Consider the following 18,021-nt stretch of genomic DNA (forward strand, 5'->3'; position numbering starts at 1 on the left):
CTTCCCAGGTCGAGTGCCGGGTCGGCGCTCCCGCCTGATCGACTTCGCTCCAATCTGAGCAGATTCGATCAGGTGTGACGGATAACTTTCGCCATTTGATCACCCCTGCCCATTTTCTTCATGTGGCATTCATGAAGCGTCGACGGGCCGACTCCTGGCCGCCCTTGATGCGCGAGGACATTGCGGCCTCCTGTCGAGACGACATGTCCCTTTACGGTGCCCGATCGAACCGGATCCCACGGGTGCCGTGAAGTTCCCCGCTCGGCTTACGTCTCGTCCCGGCGTCGACGATCGGTGCACTGGCGTGGCCGGATTCACCCGGCCCTTCTTCACCGTCCCCAAATCTCTCCCCAAAGGTGTGGACCGGCATGCAGGAAAACCGTTCTCTTCCGACCCTTCCGGCGCCCGCAGCCGAGGAGGAGTTCCTCGAACTGAGTACGGCCCAGCAGGGCGTCTGGTACGGGCAACTCGTCGACCCGGACAGTCCCAAATACAACATCGGGGAATGCTTCGAGATCCGTGGTGACCTCGACGAGGAATTGTTCGCCGCAGCCCTGCACCGGGCCGTGGCGCTGTGTGACAGCCTCAACCTCGAGTTCGTCACCCGGGGCGAGACGGTGTGCCAGTACGTCGCTCACCGCCCCGCGGAGGGCACCGGCCGGCTCAGCCTGGCCGATCTGTCCGGCGCGGACGATCCCGCAGCCGCAGCCGAGCGCTACATGGCCGACGACATGTCCACCGTCGACCGGCTCGACGCCCCGCGCCACCACTTCGCCCTGCTGCGTCTCGGCCCGCGGCTGCACTACTGGTACGTCCGCTTCCACCACATCGCCGTCGACGGACTCGGCGGCTCGGTGTTCGGCCGTCTCGTGGCCGACCTCTACGGGCGGGCGGCCCGCGGCGAGGACCTCGCCGAGGCCGTGCTGCCCGCCGCACCCCTGCGCGACCTCATGGCCGACGAGGCGGCCTACCGCGGCTCGGACCGCTTCGAGGCCGACCGCGCCTACTGGACGGGCAGGTTCGCCGACCGGGCGGGCGGCGGTGCGGGGGCCACCGCCGAAGCCGGGGAGGACACGTACACGCGCGCCGGCGCCGCGCTCGTGCGCCGGCGCACCGACGCGGCGACACCGGCGGTGACCGCCGGAGCGGACGTCCGGATGCACACCGGGGAGACCCTGCCCGTCGCCGTCCTCGACGACCTGCGCCGGCTCGCCGCCGAGAACCGCAGCAGATGGACCGCCGTCCTCGTGAGCGCGGTCGCCGCCTATGTCGGCCGGGTCACCGGCGCCCAGGACGTCACGGTGGGCCTCGCCTCCAACGGCCGTCACGGCGGGCTGCGGCACATCGTCGGTATGACCGCCAACATCCTGCCGCTGCGCATCGGCGTCACCGCCGACATGACGGTGGGCGCCCTCGTGCGTGCCGTCACCGCCGAGATGGGCGGCGCACTGCGCCACCGCCGGTTCTCCCGCGAACAACTCGCCCGCGAGCTGAACATGACCGAGGACGCGGCACATCTGACCGACGTCGTCGTCAACATCATGGGCTACGACTACGACCTGGACTTCGCGGGCAGCCCCGCCTCCTCCCGCGTGCTGTCCATCGGCCCGGTCGACGACGTCTCCCTCTTCGTATCCGAACGGGCCGAGGAGAAGGGGCCGTTGATCGGATTCGACGCCAACCCGGAGCTCTACCACCCCGAGGACGTACGGCTGCTCCAGCAGACCCTCGTCCCCTTCCTGACGGCTCTTGCAGGCGCGGACGCCGATACCCCCCTCCGTGACCTGCCCTTCCTCGACGACACCGCCGCGCAGGCGCTGCTCGCCCAGGGGCGTGGCGCCGTCCTGCCGGTGCGCACCACCGGTCCGGGCCTGCCGGAGGCATTCGCCGCGCGGGCCCGGCTGACCCCCGACGCCCCGGCGGTGGTGGAGGGCGCTGTCACACTCTCCTACCGGGAGCTGGCGCGGACGGCGGGCGACCTCGCCGGTGCCCTGGCCGGCTGGGGGATCGGCGCGGAGGACGGCGTCGGTGTCCTCATGGGCCGCTCGGCGGCCGTGGTGTCCGCCACGCTCGGCACGGTCGAAGCGGGTGCCGCGTACGTACCCATGGACGCGGCCTGGCCGGTGGAGCGGCTGGACCGCGTCGCCGAAGTGGCACGCTTCCGCGCTCTGGTGGTGGACGAGGCCGGCGCCGGTCAGGCCTGGGTGGAGGCAGCGGCCGCTTCACTGCCGGTGCTCGTCCTGGACGGTCTCGGCGTCGTCGTACGGGGCGCTCCGCAGCAGCGCGGACGGCCGGCTGATGTGACCCGCGCCGACCGGCTCGCCTACGTGATGTTCACCTCCGGCTCCACCGGTCTGCCCAAGGGCGTGGGCGTCACCCACGCCGACGTCCTCGCACTGACCGCTGACACCGCCTGGTCCGACGGGGCGTGCGAGGCGGTGCTGCTCCACTCGGCCTACGTGTTCGACGCCTCCACGTTCGAGATCTGGGTGCCGCTCCTGAACGGCGGCCGTGTGGTCGTCGCGCCCGGTGGCGTGCTGGAGGCGCCTGCCCTCAGGGACGTGGTGGACCGGCACGGGGTGACCGCGCTGTTCCTGACGACGGCTCTGTTCAACGTGGTGGCCGAGGCCGACCCCGCGGCGTTCGCCGGCTTACGCCTGGTCGCCGCGGGCGGCGAGTCCGCGACCCCGGACCTGATGCAGCGGGTGGCCGAGGCCGCGTGCGACACGCGCGTCCTGCACGTGTACGGTCCGACGGAGACCACGACCTTCGCCACCCGCCACCAGGTCACCGCCGGCAGGCCCGGCGTGCCGCCCATCGGCCGGGCCCTCGACGGGATGCGTCTCCACGTGCTCGACGCCGAACTCGCAATGGTGCCGCCCGGCGTCGTGGGCGAGCTGTACCTGAGCGGGCACGGTGTCGCCCGCGGTTACCAGGGCCGGCCGGCGCTGACCGCCACCCGGTTCGTCGCCGATCCGTACGACACGCGCGGCGCCCGCATGTACCGCACCGGTGACCTCGTGCGCTGGACCGCGCGCGGTGACCTCGAGTACGTCGGACGCGCGGACGGGCAGGTCAAACTCCGCGGTTTCCGCATCGAGCCCGCAGAGATCGAGAACACCCTGCTCACCGACCCGGACGTGCGGGCCGCCTGCGTCCTGGTCCGTGAGGACATACCCGGCGACCGGCGACTGGTCGCCTATGTCGTGGGGACACCCGGCGCCCGGCCGGGCGACGCCGCCCTGGCCCGGCGCGTGGGGCGCGCCCTGCCCGCCTACATGGTGCCCTCCGTGTTCGTCCTGCTCGACGCACTGCCACTGAACCCCAACGGCAAGGTCGACCGCCGTGCCCTGCCCGCCCCTCGCGCCGTCACCGCCACGGGCCGGGCACCGCGCACGGCCTACGAGGAAGTCCTGGCCGGTCTGTTCGCCGATGTCCTGGGAGTCGCGGCCGTCGGCATCGACGACAACTTCTTCTCCCTGGGCGGCCACTCCCTGCTCGCCACCCGCCTCACGGGAAGAGCGCGGGCCGCGCTGGGCGCGGAAGTGGGTATGCGTACCCTCTTCGACCACCCCACGGTGGCCGCTCTCGCCGCCACCCTCGACACCACCGCGACGACCCGGCCGGCCCTCGTCCCGCAGCGGCGGCCCGGAACGGTACCGCTCTCCTACGCGCAGCAGCGCCTCTGGTTCCTCAACCGCGCCGAGGGGCCCGGCGACACCTACACGATCCCGCTCGTCCTCGAACTCGAAGGCATCCTGGACCCGGACGCCCTGCGCGGCGCCCTGGCGGACGTCGTCGTCCGGCACGAGAGCCTGCGCACGGTCTTCGCCGAGCACGACGGAGTGGCCCGCCAGGACGTACTCGACGCATCCGCCGCCGCTGCGCTCGTCCCCCTCGCCGTGGAGCTCCCGCCTGCCGGGGAGAGTGCCGAGGTCTGGGCCGAGGCAACCGTGCACCGCCTGTCCGCGGCGCCCTTCGACCTCGCGGGCGATCTCGGTGTCCGCGCCCATCTGCTCCGCCTGGGCCCCGACCGCCACGTCCTGGTGCTCGTCCTCCACCATGTCGTCGCCGACGGCTGGTCGCTCGCTCCGCTCAGCCGTGACCTCGGCGCCGCCTACCGCGCACGTGTCTCCGGAACGGACACGCCCGACTGGCCCGCACTGAGCGTGCAGTACGCCGACTACACCCTCTGGCAGCGCCAACTGCTCGGCGACGCCGACGACCCGGACAGCCTGGCCGCACGCCAGCTCGCCTTCTGGCAGGAGGCGCTGCGCGGCGCCCCCGACCTGCTCGACCTGCCGCTCGACCGTCCCCGCCCGGCCGTGGCCGGCCACCGGGGCGACGCGGTCCCCTTCGAGCTGCCCGCGCCCGCGCACGCCGGGCTCACCCGGCTCGCCCGCGCCACCGGCTGCACCCCCTTCATGGTGCTCCAGGCGGCCCTCGCCGTGACGCTGCACGCCCACGGCGCCGGCACCGACATCACGATGGGCGCCGCGGTGGCCGGACGCACCGACGAGGCACTCGACGACCTGGTCGGGTTCTTCGTCAACACCGTCGTCCTGCGCACGGACGTCTCCGGCGACCCGACCTTCCGCGAACTGCTGCGGAGGGTGGCGGAGTTCGACATCGCCGCATTCAGCCACGGCGACGTCCCCTTCGAACGGATCGTGGAGGCGGTCAACCCCGAGCGTTCCGGCGACCACCACCCGCTCTTCCAGACCATGCTGGTCCTCCAGAACCAGGAGCGGGCGGGGCTCGATCTCCCCGGCGTCATCGCACACGACCGGTCCCGGCACACCGGGGTCAGCAAGTTCGACCTGACGTTCTCGCTGACGGAGACCACCGAGAGAACCGAGACCACCGAGAGAGCCGAGACCACCGAGAGAGCCGAGACCACCGAGAGAGCCGAGACCACCGAAGCCCCCGGCGGAATCGGGGGATACCTGGAATACGCCACCGACCTCTTCGACGCCGGCACGGCCCGCGCACTGTGTGCCCGCTTCGCCCGCGTCCTCACCCGGGCCGTGGCGGACCCCGACCGTACAGTCGGTGACCTCGACCCCCTCACGCCGGACGAGCGGGACCGCGTCCTCGGCCAGGGGCGAGGCGCCGAGCTTCCACTGCACGTGCCCACCGCCCCCGTGGCGGTCCGGGAGTGGGCCGCGCGCACACCCCGCGCCGTCGCCGTCCGCGACGCGCACACGAGCCTCACCTACGCCGAGCTCGACTCCCGCGCCGACGCCCTCGCCCACGTCCTGCGCGAGCGGGGCGCGGGCCGTGAGGACCGGGTGGCCCTCGCCGCGCCGCCGTCCGTGGACACCGTCGTCGCCATGCTGGCCGTACTGCGAACCGGCGCCGCCTACCTGCCCGTCGACCCGCAGTATCCGCCCGCCCGCATCCGGCACATGCTCGACGACGCCCGGCCCGCCCTGCTGCTCACCACCACGGACGTCCACGCGGACCTGCCCGCCTGCGACGTACCGTGGCTCGCCCTCGACGATCCCGCCGCCCGGCCAGCCGGGCCCACCACGGCCGTACAGGACACCCCGCACCCGGCGGACCCCGCGTACGTCATTTACACCTCCGGCTCCACCGGCCGTCCCAAGGGCGTGGTCGTGACGCACGAAGCGCTGGCCGGCCACATGGCCTGGATGGCGCGGTACCTGACCGTCACACCGGACGACCGGGTCCTCGCCCGCACCTCCACCAGTTTCGACGCCTCCGGGTGGGAGCTGTGGCTCCCGCTGATGAACGGCGCCGAAGTCTGTGTGCTGCCGCACGAAGCCAACCGGGAACCGGACGCCCTCGTCTCCTGGATGAGCCGGTTCGGCGTCACCGTCGCCCAGTTCGTGCCCTCGCACCTGACCCTCGTCCTCGCCGAGTCGGCGCACGCCGCGCCGCTCCCCTCCCTGCGCGCCGTCCTGTGCGGCGGCGAACCGCTGCCGCGCGCCCTCGCCCGCGACGCCGCCGAGCTGTGGCAGGCCGAGGTGCACAACCTCTACGGCCCGACCGAAACCACCATCGACGCCACCGCCCACCGCGTCGTCGCCGGCCCGGCGGCCGGCGGGCAGGGGAACGCCCGCACATCGTCCGAGACCGTGCCGATCGGCCTTCCCGTCGACACCATGCGCGCCTACGTCCTCGACGGCCGGCTGCGGCCCGTACCTCCCGGCGTCACCGGGGAGCTGTACCTGTCGGGCCCCAACCTCGCCCGCGGTTACCTGAACCGCCCGGGTCCGACCGCCGCGCGGTTCGTGGCCGACCCGTTCGACGCCACCGGCGCCCGCATGTACCGGACGGGTGACCTCGTACGGTGGAACCGGGACGGTCTGCTCGACCACGTCGCCCGCGCCGACGACCAGGTCAAACTACGCGGCTTCCGCATCGAGCTGGGCGAGGTCGAGGCCGCGCTCCTGGCCCTGCCCGGCGTCACGGCCGCCTGCGCCGTGATCCGCGAGGACATACCCGGACGGCGCCGGCTCGTCGCCTACGCCGTCTCCGGCGACCCGGCCCCGCGCCCCGCCGCCCTGCGCGACGCCCTCGCCGAGACCCTGCCGCACTACATGGTGCCCGGCGCCGTCGTCGTCCTGGACGTCCTCCCCGTCCTGCCCAACGGCAAGGTGGACCGGCGCGCCCTGCCCGAGCCCGGGACGGACGCCGACGCCCCCGCCGGACCGGGACGGCGCACCCTCCCGGAGGAGCTGCTCGCCGGGATCTTCGCCGACGTCCTGCACCGGCCCCTCGTCGGCCCGCACGACAGCTTCTTCGACCTCGGCGGGCACTCCCTCCTCGCGATGCGCGTCGTCAGCCGTGTCCGCGCCGTCCTGGGCGCGGAGATCGCCGTACGCACCCTCTTCGAGCACCCGACCGTCGCGGGCCTTGCCCGCGTCCTGGACGCGCCGGGAAGCGCCCGCCCGCCCGTACTGCCCGTGGCACAGCGGCCCGATCCTCTGCCACTGTCCTACGCGCAGAAGCGCCTGTGGTTCCTCAACCGGCTCGAAGGCCCCGGCTCCGCCTACAACATCCCGCTCGTCCTCGAACTCGACGGCACCCTGGACACCGACGCCCTGCGGGCCGCCCTGCGCGACGTCGTACGGCGCCACGAGGCGTTGCGCACACTGTTCCCCGAACAGGACGGCGTACCGCATCAGCTGATCCTTCCCGTCGACGCCGCCGCGCCCCGCCTGCCGGTCGTGGCGATGGCCCCCGGTGACGTGGAGGCAGCCGTCCTGGCCGCGGTCCGCGAGCCGTTCGACGTCGTCGTGGACCCACCGCTGCGGGCGCTGCTGCTGCGCTCCGCGCCCGGCCACCACGTCCTGGTGCTCGTCGTGCACCACATCGCGGGCGACGGCTGGTCCCTCGCCCCGCTCGTCCGCCATCTCGGTGACGCGTACCGGGCCCGTCTCGAGGGCCGGGAGCCCGCGACGGTGAGCGGTACCCCGCTCCAGTACGCCGACTACACCCTCTGGCAGCACGCGGTTCTGGGCGACGGCGAGGCGCCGGAGAGCCTGCTGCGGCAGCAACTCGACCACTGGCACACCGCCCTGGCGGGTCTGCCCGGTCTGATCGACCTGCCGCTGGACCGGCCGCGCCCGGTCACCACCGACCCCAGGGGGGCCGTCCACACCTTCGACGTGCCGCCCGCCGTCCACGCACAACTCCTGCGACTGGCAGCCGAGTCGGGCAGCAGCCTGTTCATGGTGCTCCAGGCGGCGGTCGCCACCCTGCTGCACCGGCACGGCGCTGGCGACGACATCCCGCTCGGCTCGCCCGTCGCCGGCCGCACGGACGAGGCGCTGGAGGACCTGGTCGGGTTCTTCGTCAACACGCTCGTCCTGCGCACGGATCTCTCGGGACGCCCGACCTTCCGCGAACTCCTCGTGCGAGTGAGGGAGTTCGACCTGGCGGCCTTCGCGCATCAGGACGTGCCCTTCGAGCGTCTCGTCGAGAGTGCCAACCCCGTCCGGGCACGCAACCACCACCCGCTGTTCCAGACCATGCTGGTCCTGCAGAACCAGGAGACCGACCGGCCCGACCTGCCGGGCCTCGCCGTCGAGGACCGGCTCGTCCACAACGGCCTGAGCAAGTTCGACCTCACCTTCGCCTTCACCGAGGAGCGCGCCGCCGGCGGTCTCACCGCCGGGATCGAGTACGCCACCGCCCTCTTCGACCGGACCACCGTCGAAACCCTCGCCGCCCGTCTGGTCCGCCTCCTGGAACAGGTGGCCGCCGACCCCGGTCTGCCGCTCACGGGCTACGGCCTGATGACCCCGCACGAGCACACCCGGGTCACCCACTCGGGCACCGGGCGCGCCCTGCCCGCGGGCAGGGCGGACGCCACCCTGCCCGCACTCTTCGCCGACCGGGCACGCCGCGCACCGGGCGTCGTCGCCGTGACCGGCGACGACGCCACCCTCACCTACGCCGAACTGGACGAGGTCTCCGACCGCCTCGCCCGCGCCCTGGCCGGCCTCGGCGTGGGCCCCGAGTGCGGGGTCGGTGTGCTGCTCACCCGGGCACCGGCCGTCGTGGCGGTGTCCCTGGGCGCGGTCCGCGCGGCGGGCGCCTACGTCCCGCTGGACGCGCGCTGGCCCCGGGAACGGCTCGACCGGGCCGCCGAGGTGGCGGCCGTGCGGGTCCTCGTCGTCGACGAGGAGGCATCGTCCTCCCCGTGGGTCACCGCGACGGGCCGACGGGTACCGGTCGTGGTCGTGGACCGGGCCGGCCGGATCCTGCGGGGCGCACCCGAGCGGCCGGGCCGCCCAGCCGCCGTGCCGGGCCCCGGCGCGCTCGCCTACGTGATGTTCACATCCGGCTCGACCGGCCTGCCCAAGGGCGTAGGCGTCACACACGCCGACGTGGCCGCGCTCGCGGCCGATTCCGCCTGGAGCGGCGGCGCCGCCGACGCGGTCCTGATGCACTCGGCGTACGTCTTCGACGCCTCCACGTTCGAGATCTGGGCGCCGCTCCTGAACGGCGGCCGGATCGTCGTCGCACCGGAGGGCGTCCTGGAGGCCCGAGTCCTCGGCGACGCCGTGCGTGAGCACGGGGCGACCGCCGTGTTCCTGACGACGGCCCTGTTCAACGTGATCGCCGAGACCGATCCGGGCGCGTTCGCCGGCCTCCGGCTCGTCTGCGCGGGCGGGGAACTGGCATCGCCGGATGCGATGCAGCGGGTCGCCGGGACCGCACCGGACGTTCGGGTCCTCCATGTGTACGGACCCACCGAGACCACCACCTTCGCCACCCGCTACGACGTCACGGCAGACCTGCCGTCCGGCCCCCCGCCCATCGGCCGTCCCCTGGACGGCATGCGCGTATACGTACTCGACGGCGCCCTGGGCGCGGTCCCGCCGGGAGTCGTGGGCGAGCTCTATCTGGCCGGACCCGGTGTGGCACGCGGCTACACCGGGCTGCCGGGCCTGACCGCCACGCGTTTCGTGGCCGACCCGTTCGACCCGGCCGGCGGGCGCATGTACCGCACCGGCGACCTCGTCCGATGGACCGGTGACGGGCAGATCGCCTACGTGAACCGGGCCGACGGGCAGGTGAAGCTGCGCGGGTACCGCATCGAACCCGGCGAGATCGAGGGCGTGCTCGCCTGCTGCGAGGGCGTGGCCGACTCCTTCGCCGTCGTCCGCGAGGACACCCCCGGCGACCGGCGGCTGGTCTCCTACGTGGTGCCCGCCCCCGGCGGGCGCCCCGAACCCGGCGACCTCGCCCGGGCCGTCGGCCGGTCCCTGCCCGCCTACATGGTGCCCTCCGCGTTCGTCCTGCTCGACGCGCTGCCGCTGACCGTCAACGGCAAGGTGGACCGGGGTGCCCTGCCCGCCCCCGAGCACCACGCACCGGGCCGCGGACGCTCCGCCCGCACCGTCCGCGAGGAGATCCTCTGCGGCCTCTTCGCGGACGTGCTCGGCCTCGACGGGGCGGGCGCCGAAGACGACTTCTTCGCCCTGGGCGGCCACTCGCTGCTCGCCACCCGCCTCGCCGCGCGCATCCGTACCGCGCTCGGAGTGGAGGTCCAGGTCAAGGCCCTCTTCGAACACCCCACCCCGGCGGCACTGGCCGCCACGCTGGAGGGCGCCGAAGCGGCCAGGAGACCGCTCGAACGTGCCGCGAGCCGCCCCGATCCGATGCCGCTGTCCTTCGCGCAGCAACGCCTGTGGTTCCTCAACCGGTTCGAGGGTCCCAGCGCCACCTACAACGTGCCGCTCGTGCTGCGGCTGCACGGGCCGCTCGACGCGGACGCCCTGGAGAGCGCGCTCGCGGACGTCGTCGAACGCCATGAGAGCCTGCGCACCGTCTTTCCCGAGACCGACGGCGTGGCGCGCCAGCTCGTCCTCGACGCCGACGGCGCGGACCTCGACCTGACGCCCCGCGACACCGGCCACGCCCGTCTCGACGAGATCCTGCGTGCCGAGGTCGCGCACGCCTTCGACGTGAGCGCGGACATCCCCGTACGGGCCAGGCTGCTGCGGTCGGGCGCCGAGGACCACGTCCTCGTACTGGTCGTCCACCACATCGCGGGCGACGGCTGGTCCCTCGCCCCGCTCGCCCGCGACCTGGGCGTGGCCTACCGGGCGCGTACCGAGGGCGTGGAGCCCTCCTGGACGGAACTCGGCGTCCAGTACGCCGACTACACCCTGTGGCAGCGGGCGCTGCTCGGCGACGAGGGCGACCCGGCCGGACAGGCGGCCCGCCAGCTGGACTTCTGGCGCACCGCACTCGCCGGGGCCCCCGACCTGCTCGACCTGCCCTGCGACCACCCGCGCCCCGCCGTCACGGCGCACCGCGGCGACGCGTTCGCCTTCCCCGTCGACGCGGGCACCCACCGGCTGCTGGCGGAACTCGCCCGCGCCCGCGGGTGCAGCCTCTTCATGGTGCTCCAGGCGGCCCTGTCGGTGCTCCTCTCCCGGCACGGCGCCGGCGAGGACATCCCGCTCGGTACCGCCGTCGCCGGGCGCACCGACGAAGCCCTCGACGACCTGGTCGGCTTCTTCGTCAACACCCTCGTCCTGCGCACCGACCTGAGCGGCGACCCCACCTTCCACGAGGTGCTGGACCGGGTGCGGGAGTTCGACCTGGCGGCCTACGCGCACCAGGACGTGCCGTTCGAGCGGCTGGTGGACTCCCTGAGCCCGGTCCGGGCCCAGAACCACCACCCGCTGTTCCAGACCATGCTCGTCCTCCAGAACCACGCGGACGCGGTGATCGACCTGCCGGGGCTCACGGTGACGGAACAGCCCGTGCGCACCGGCATCAGCAAGTTCGACCTGACGTTCACCTTCACCGAGAAGCAGGACGGCACAGGACGGCCTGCCGGTCTCGACGGCGTACTGGAGTTCTCCACCGAACTCTTCGCACCCGCCACCGCGCACGCTCTGGCCGCCCGGCTGACCGTCCTGCTCGCCTCGCTCGCCGCCGACCCCGGCAGGCGGGTCCACACCGTCGACGTCCTGGACACGGCCGAGCGGCTGGGGCTCGACCGTGCGGCGCACGGCCGCGTCCGGCCGGTGGCGGCACGTACGGCGCCCGAGGCCTTCAGCGCCCAGTGCGCCCGGACCCCCGGGGCGGCCGCCGTGCTGGACGGCACGCGCCGTCTCACCTTCGGTGAACTCGACGCGCTCTCCGACGATCTGGCGCACCACCTGTGCGGCAGGGGCATCGGCCGCGGCGCACTCGTCGCCCTCGCCCTGGAAGGGACCGCCGACCAGGTCGTCGCGATGCTGGCGGTGGTCAAGGCCGGGGCCGCCTACCTGCCGGTCGACCTGGAGTACCCCGAGGCCCGCATCGCCCACATGCTCGACGACGCCCGCCCCGCACTGCTCCTCACCCACGGCACCGCACGCGCCGCGCGGTACACCCCGTCCGTGCCCTGCCTCGCCCTCGACGACCGGGCCGCCTGGTCGACCGGGCACGCGGCGCCGCGTGCCGCCACGCCGGACCCGGGCGACGCGGCGTACGTCATCTACACCTCGGGCTCCACCGGACGCCCCAAGGGCGTCGTCGTCACCCACGCCTCCCTGACCAACCACATGGCGTGGATGGCGGACCACATCGGCCTCACCGACGAGGACCGGGTCCTCGCGCGCACCTCGCCGAGCTTCGACGCCTCCGTCTGGGAGACCTGGCTGCCGCTCCTGCACGGCGGCTCCACCTGCCCCGTGCCGCCCCTCCTCAACCACGACCCGGCGGGGCTGCTGGCCCGGATGCGCGACGCGGGGGCGACCCTCGCCCAGTTCGTGCCCTCGCACCTCTCGGTCGTCCTCACCGAGACCGCCCCCGACGAGGCGCCCGCGACGCTGCGGGCCGTCCTGTGCGGCGGCGAACCCCTGCCCAGGAGCCTCGCGGAGCGCGTCGGGCGGGCCTGGCGGGCCGAGGTGCACAACCTCTACGGGCCCACCGAGACGACCATCGACGCCACCGCCCACCACCACCTGGGCGAGACCTCCGGGGAGGGGAACGTCCCGCTCGGCCGCCCCGTCGACAACACCCACGCCTACGTCCTCGACGCCCGCCTGCGGCCGGTTCCGCCGGGCGTCACCGGTGAGCTCCACCTGGCGGGCGACGGCCTCGCGCGCGGCTACCTGGGCCGCCCCGGCCTGACCGCCACGCGCTTCGTCGCCGATCCGTACGGTCCCCGAGGCAGCCGCATGTACCGCACCGGCGACCTCGTCCGAAGGGACGCCGACGGCCTGCTCACCTACGTCTCCCGCGCCGACGACCAGGTCAAGCTGCACGGCTTCCGCATCGAACCCGGCGAGATCGAAGCCGCTCTCACGGCGCTCGACGGCATCGCCGCCGCCTGCGTCCTCGTGCGCGAGGACCGGCCCGGCGAGCGGCGGCTGGTCGCCTACACCGTCACCGACACGGCCGGCGGAGCCCCGCCCCTCACCGACAGCGAACTGCGCGCCCGGATGACGGTGGCCCTGCCGCCGTACATGGTCCCCGCGGTGTTCGTCACCCTCGACGCGCTGCCGCTGCTGCCCAACGGCAAGACCGACCGGGGCGCCATGCCCGCCCCGGCACGCCCCGCCGCCCTCCGGCCCGGCGGAGAACCGCGCACCCCGCAGGAAGGCGTTCTGTGCGAGGTGTTCGCCTCCATCCTGCGTGCTCCCGCCGTACGGGCCGACGACGACTTCTTCGCGCTCGGCGGCGACAGCATCCTCTCCATCCAGCTGGTCAGCCGCGCCCGTGACGCGGGGCTGGGCGTCACCCCGCGCGACGTCTTCGTCCACCGCACGCCCGAGGCCATCGCTGCCGTCGCCACCGAGCTCGGCGGGGAGACCGCCGCGCCCGCCGGGCAGGGCACCGGCGAGATGCCCGCGACGCCCATCGCCGCCTGGTTCCTCGACCGGCCCGGCACCACCGACGGATACAACCAGTCCGGGGTGCTGCGCACCCCGGTGGGAGCCGATGAGGAGTCCCTCGTCGCAGCCCTCCAACTCCTCATCGACCAGCACGACATGCTCCGGCTGAGGACCACCCGGTCCGCCGACGGCGTACCCGTCCTCGAAGCCCTGCCACCCGGCACCGTGCCTGCGGGGCGCCGCTTCACCAGGGTCGACGTCCAGGGCCTCGACGCCGACGCCGTGCGCGCAGCGGTCACCGAGGCGGGCGAACAGGCCCGCAGACGGCTGCGGCCCGCGCAGGGAGAGGTGATCGAGGCCGTCTGGTGCGACGCCGGACCCCACGCCCGTGGAAGGCTGCTCCTCGTGGTGCACCACCTGGCCGTCGACTCGGTCTCCTGGCGCATCCTCGCCACCGACGTGGCCACCGCCTGGCGGAACGTCACCGAGGCCGCGGCCGCCGGCGAACGGCCGGCGGCTCCGCCCAGGGCAACGACGTCCTACCGCCAGTGGGCGCAGCTCCTGGCGTCCCAGGCGAACGAGCCGGTACGCGAGGCGGAACTCCCGGCCTGGCAGGAGGTGTTGAACACCCCTGACCCGCAGCTGGGTTACCGGCCGCTCGACCCCGACCTGGACACCGCCGACCGGACCCGCACCCTCGTCACCCACCTGCCCGCCACCTGGACGAGGTCCCTGCTCACCACGGCCCCCGCCGCCTACCGCGCCGGAGTGGACGACGTGCTGCTCACGGGCCTCGCCCTCGCCGTCTGTTCCTGGCGTGCGGAACGGTCCGCGGCCCTCGGCGGATCCCGTCCGGCCGCTACCGCCGTCCTCCTCGACCTGGAGGGCCACGGCCGCGAGCAGATCGCCGACCACCTCGACCTCTCCCGTACGGTCGGCTGGTTCACCAGCCTCTATCCGGTCCGGCTCGACCCCGGACCGGTCGACGCCCGCGACCCCGGACGCTTCGACGCCGCACTGGTCGAACGCGCGCTCAAGCGCGTCAAGGAGCAGCTGCGCACCATCCCCGACCACGGTGTCGGCTACGGAATGCTGCGCCGTCTCAACCCCGTCACCCGCCCCCTGCTGGCCACCGCACGCGGTCCCCAGATCGGCTTCAACTACCTGGGCCGGTACGCCGCCGCGCCCGGGACGGCGGACGGGGGCGACGGTGCCGACTGGGACGTACTCCTCGACGGCGGCGGGCCGCGCAGCCAGGACCCCGACATGCCCGTCCACCACGTGCTCGACATCAACGCGCACACCGAGGACCTGCCGGACGGCCCGCGCCTGGTGACCCGCTGGACCTGGCCCAGCGACCTCCTCAAGGAGGAGGACATGGAGTCGCTGTCCGCCGGCTTCACCCGTGCCCTGCGTGCCGTCGCCGAGCACGCCGAACGGCCCGACGCGGGCGGCTGCACGCCGTCCGACCTTCCCCTGGTCTCCCTCGACCAGGCCCAGATCGACCGACTTCAGAACAGGTGGGGTGGACGCAAGTGACCGGGTTCCGACTGGAAGACGTACTGCCGCTGACGCCGTTGCAGGCCGGCATGCTCTTCCACGCGCTGTACGACTCCCGCGCCGTGGACGTCTACACCGCGCAGTTCGTCTTCGACCTCGAGGGCCCCGTCGACGTGCCCGCCCTGCACGCCGCCGTCGGCGGCCTGCTGCGCCGGCACGCCAACCTCCGGGTCGGATTCCTCCACGAGGACCTGGACGAGCCCGTGCAGGCCGTCGCCGCCGAGGTGCCGGTTCCCCTGGAGGAAGTGGACCTGACCGGGGCGGACGGCACGGGCACGGCACAGGAGCGCCTCACCGCGTTCCTCGCCGCCGACCGGACCCGCCGCTTCGACCTCGCCACCCCGCCGCTGATGCGGTTCACTCTCGTGCGTACCGCACCGGAGCGCCACCGGCTCGTCATGACGAGCCATCACATCCTGCTCGACGGCTGGTCGATGCCCCTGCTCGTACGCGAGCTCTTCGAGCTCTACGCGCACCGGGGCGACGACAGCACGCTGCCGCGCGTCGTCCCCTACCGGACCTACCTCGCCTGGCTGGCCGGGCAGGACCGCCCCGCCGCCCTGGACGCCTGGCGCACCGCCCTGGCCGGGATCGAGGCGCCCACTCTGCTCGCCGGGCCCGGCGCTGCGGACGTGCCGGGCTCCGACGAGCTGCCCGGCACCCTGGTCCTCGACCTGGACGCGGCCACGACGCGCCGGCTGCGTGAGACGGCCCGCGCCCACCGGCTCACCCTCAACACCCTGGTCCAGGGCGCCTGGGGACTGGTCCTCGCATACCGCACGGGGCGCCGGGACGTCGTGTTCGGCACCACCGTGTCCGGCCGCCCGCCGGAGATCCCCGGCATCGAGTCGATGGTCGGCCTGTTCATCAACACCGTGCCGGTCCGCCTCCGTCCGGCACCCGGCGAGACGCTGGCCGCGCTCCTGACCCGTCTGCAGGAGGAGCAGAGCCTTCTCCTGGGCCACCAGTACGTGGGTCTGACCGAGATACGCGGCGTCACGGAACTGGACGAACTCTTCGACACACTGGCCGTGTTCGAGAACTACCCGATGGACGCGGAGGCCCTGCGCACCGCGCAGCAGGGGCTGCCCGGCCTTGCCGTCACCGGCTTCAGCGGCACGGACGCGGCCCACTACCCGCTCACCCTCACCATCGCTCCGGGCGACGCCCTGCGGGTCACCTTCGGCTACCGGTCCGCCGTCCTCGACCGCGACGAGGTGGCCCGCACGGTCACCCGTACGCGGCGGCTGCTGACCGCCATGGCGGAGGGTCTCGACCGCCCCGCCGACGCCGTGCCCGTCCTCCTGGACGGTGAGCGCGAGGCGCTGCTCTCCCAGGCGCACGGTGCACAACTCCCGTCGGGAACAGGCGAGGTGGGGGTCGCGGAAGCGGTGGCCCGGCGCGCCGCCCGGCACCCGGACGCGGTGGCCGTGTCCGGCGTCGGCGAGCAGCTGAGCTATGGGCGACTCCACACGCTTTCGGACGAGTTGGCCGGGGCCCTGGCGGGGCTCGGGGCCGGCGTCGAGGACGGCGTGGGTATCCTCCTGGGCCGCTCGACCGCCACGGTCACCGCGTCCCTGGCGGTGCTGCGCGCGGGCGCCGCCTACGTGCCGCTCGACCCGGACTGGCCCGCCGAACGGCTCGACCGCGTCGCCGGGGTGGCCGCACTGCGCGTCCTGATCGTCGACGGGACCACCCGCGCGCACCCATGGGTGCGACGGCTCGGACCCGGCGTGCGCGTGCTGGCCGTCGACGGCGCGGGGCGGGTCCGGGAAGGAGGGCCCGCCGCCCCCGGTGACCTCCCCGCCGAACCGGGAGGCGCAGGACTCGCGTACGTGATGTTCACCTCCGGTTCCACCGGCCTGCCCAAGGGCGTCGGTGTCACCCACGCCGACATCACCGCCCTCGCGTCGGACCGGGCGTGGGGTGACGGTGCGGCCGACGCCGTGCTGCTGCACTCGGCGTACGTCTTCGACGCCTCCACCTTCGAGATCTGGGTGCCTCTCCTGAACGGGGGGCGTGTCGTCGTGGCACCCGAAGGGGCCCTCCAGCCCCGTGCACTCCGCGACCTCGTCGCCGAGGACGGCGTGACGGCGGCCTTCCTGACGACGGCCCTGTTCAACGTCATCGCCGAGACCGACCCCGGCGCGCTCGGCCTGCTCCGGCTGGTCGCCTCCGGAGGGGAGGCGGCCGCCCCCGGAGTCCTCCAGGGCCTCGCCGCCGCGCACCCCGGCACCGCCTTCCTCAACGTCTACGGGCCCACCGAGACCACCACGTTCGCCACGCTCCACCGCGTACGCCCCGGCGACCCCCGCAGTGGAGTGCCCCCGATCGGCCGGCCGCTCGACGGCATGCGCGCCTACGCCCTGGACGCGGCGATGCGGCCGGTACCGCCCGGCGCCGAGGGCGAGCTGTACGTCGCCGGCCCCGGGGTCGCCCGCGGCTACCTGGGGCGCCCCGGCCTCACCGCCACCCGGTTCGTCGCCGACCCGTTCGCCGGCACCGGGGCGCGGATGTACCGCACCGGCGACCTCGTGCGCCGGGACACCGACGGCACCCTGCACTACGTGGCCCGCGCCGACCAGCAGATCAAACTCCGCGGCCACCGCATCGAACCGGCCGAGATCGAGGAGGCCCTCCGCGCGGACGCGTCCGTACGCTCCGCCTGCGTCACGGTCCGCGAGGACCTGCCCGGTGACCGCACCCTGACCGCTTACGTCGTCCCGGCACCCGGGCACACCCCGGACCCTGACCTGCTCGCCGCGCACCTCGGACGCCGGCTCCCCGCCTACATGGTGCCGGCCGTCATCCAGCCGCTCGACGCGTTGCCGCTGACGGCCAACGGCAAGCTCGACCGTGCGGCCCTGCCCGCGCCCGCAGCCCTGCCCGGCACGGGGAGCCGCCCGCCGCGCAGCGCCCACGAGGAGATCCTCTCCGGGCTGTTCGCCGAAGTCCTGGGCGTCGCCCGCGTCGGCGTCGACGACAGCTTCTTCGCCCTGGGCGGCCACTCCCTGCTCGCCACCCGCCTCGTCGGACGCGTCCGCACCGTCCTGGACACCGAGACCGAGATCCGCACCCTCTTCGAGAACCCCACCGTCGCCACGCTCGCCACCGCCCTCCAGAGCGCCGGCCGTCCCGCCCGCCC

2 protein-coding genes are annotated in these 18,021 nt (G+C 73.9%); both read left to right on the plus strand.

Going from position 1 to position 18,021, the window contains the following annotated elements:
- Window positions 1–368: 368 nt before the first annotated feature.
- On the plus strand, window positions 369–14,855 hold the full coding sequence (locus BFF76_RS01780) for a non-ribosomal peptide synthetase (RefSeq protein ID WP_065846849.1): 14,487 nt from the start codon (window positions 369–371) through the stop codon (window positions 14,853–14,855).
- A partial coding sequence (locus tag BFF76_RS01785; protein WP_141695557.1) for a non-ribosomal peptide synthetase occupies window positions 14,852–18,021 on the plus strand: 3,170 nt, incomplete at its 3' end. The genes BFF76_RS01780 and BFF76_RS01785, both read left to right, overlap by 4 nt.

It is taken from the genome of Streptomyces mutomycini (assembly GCF_001700505.1).
GTDB classification, from domain to species: Bacteria; Actinomycetota; Actinomycetes; order Streptomycetales; family Streptomycetaceae; genus Streptomyces; species Streptomyces mutomycini.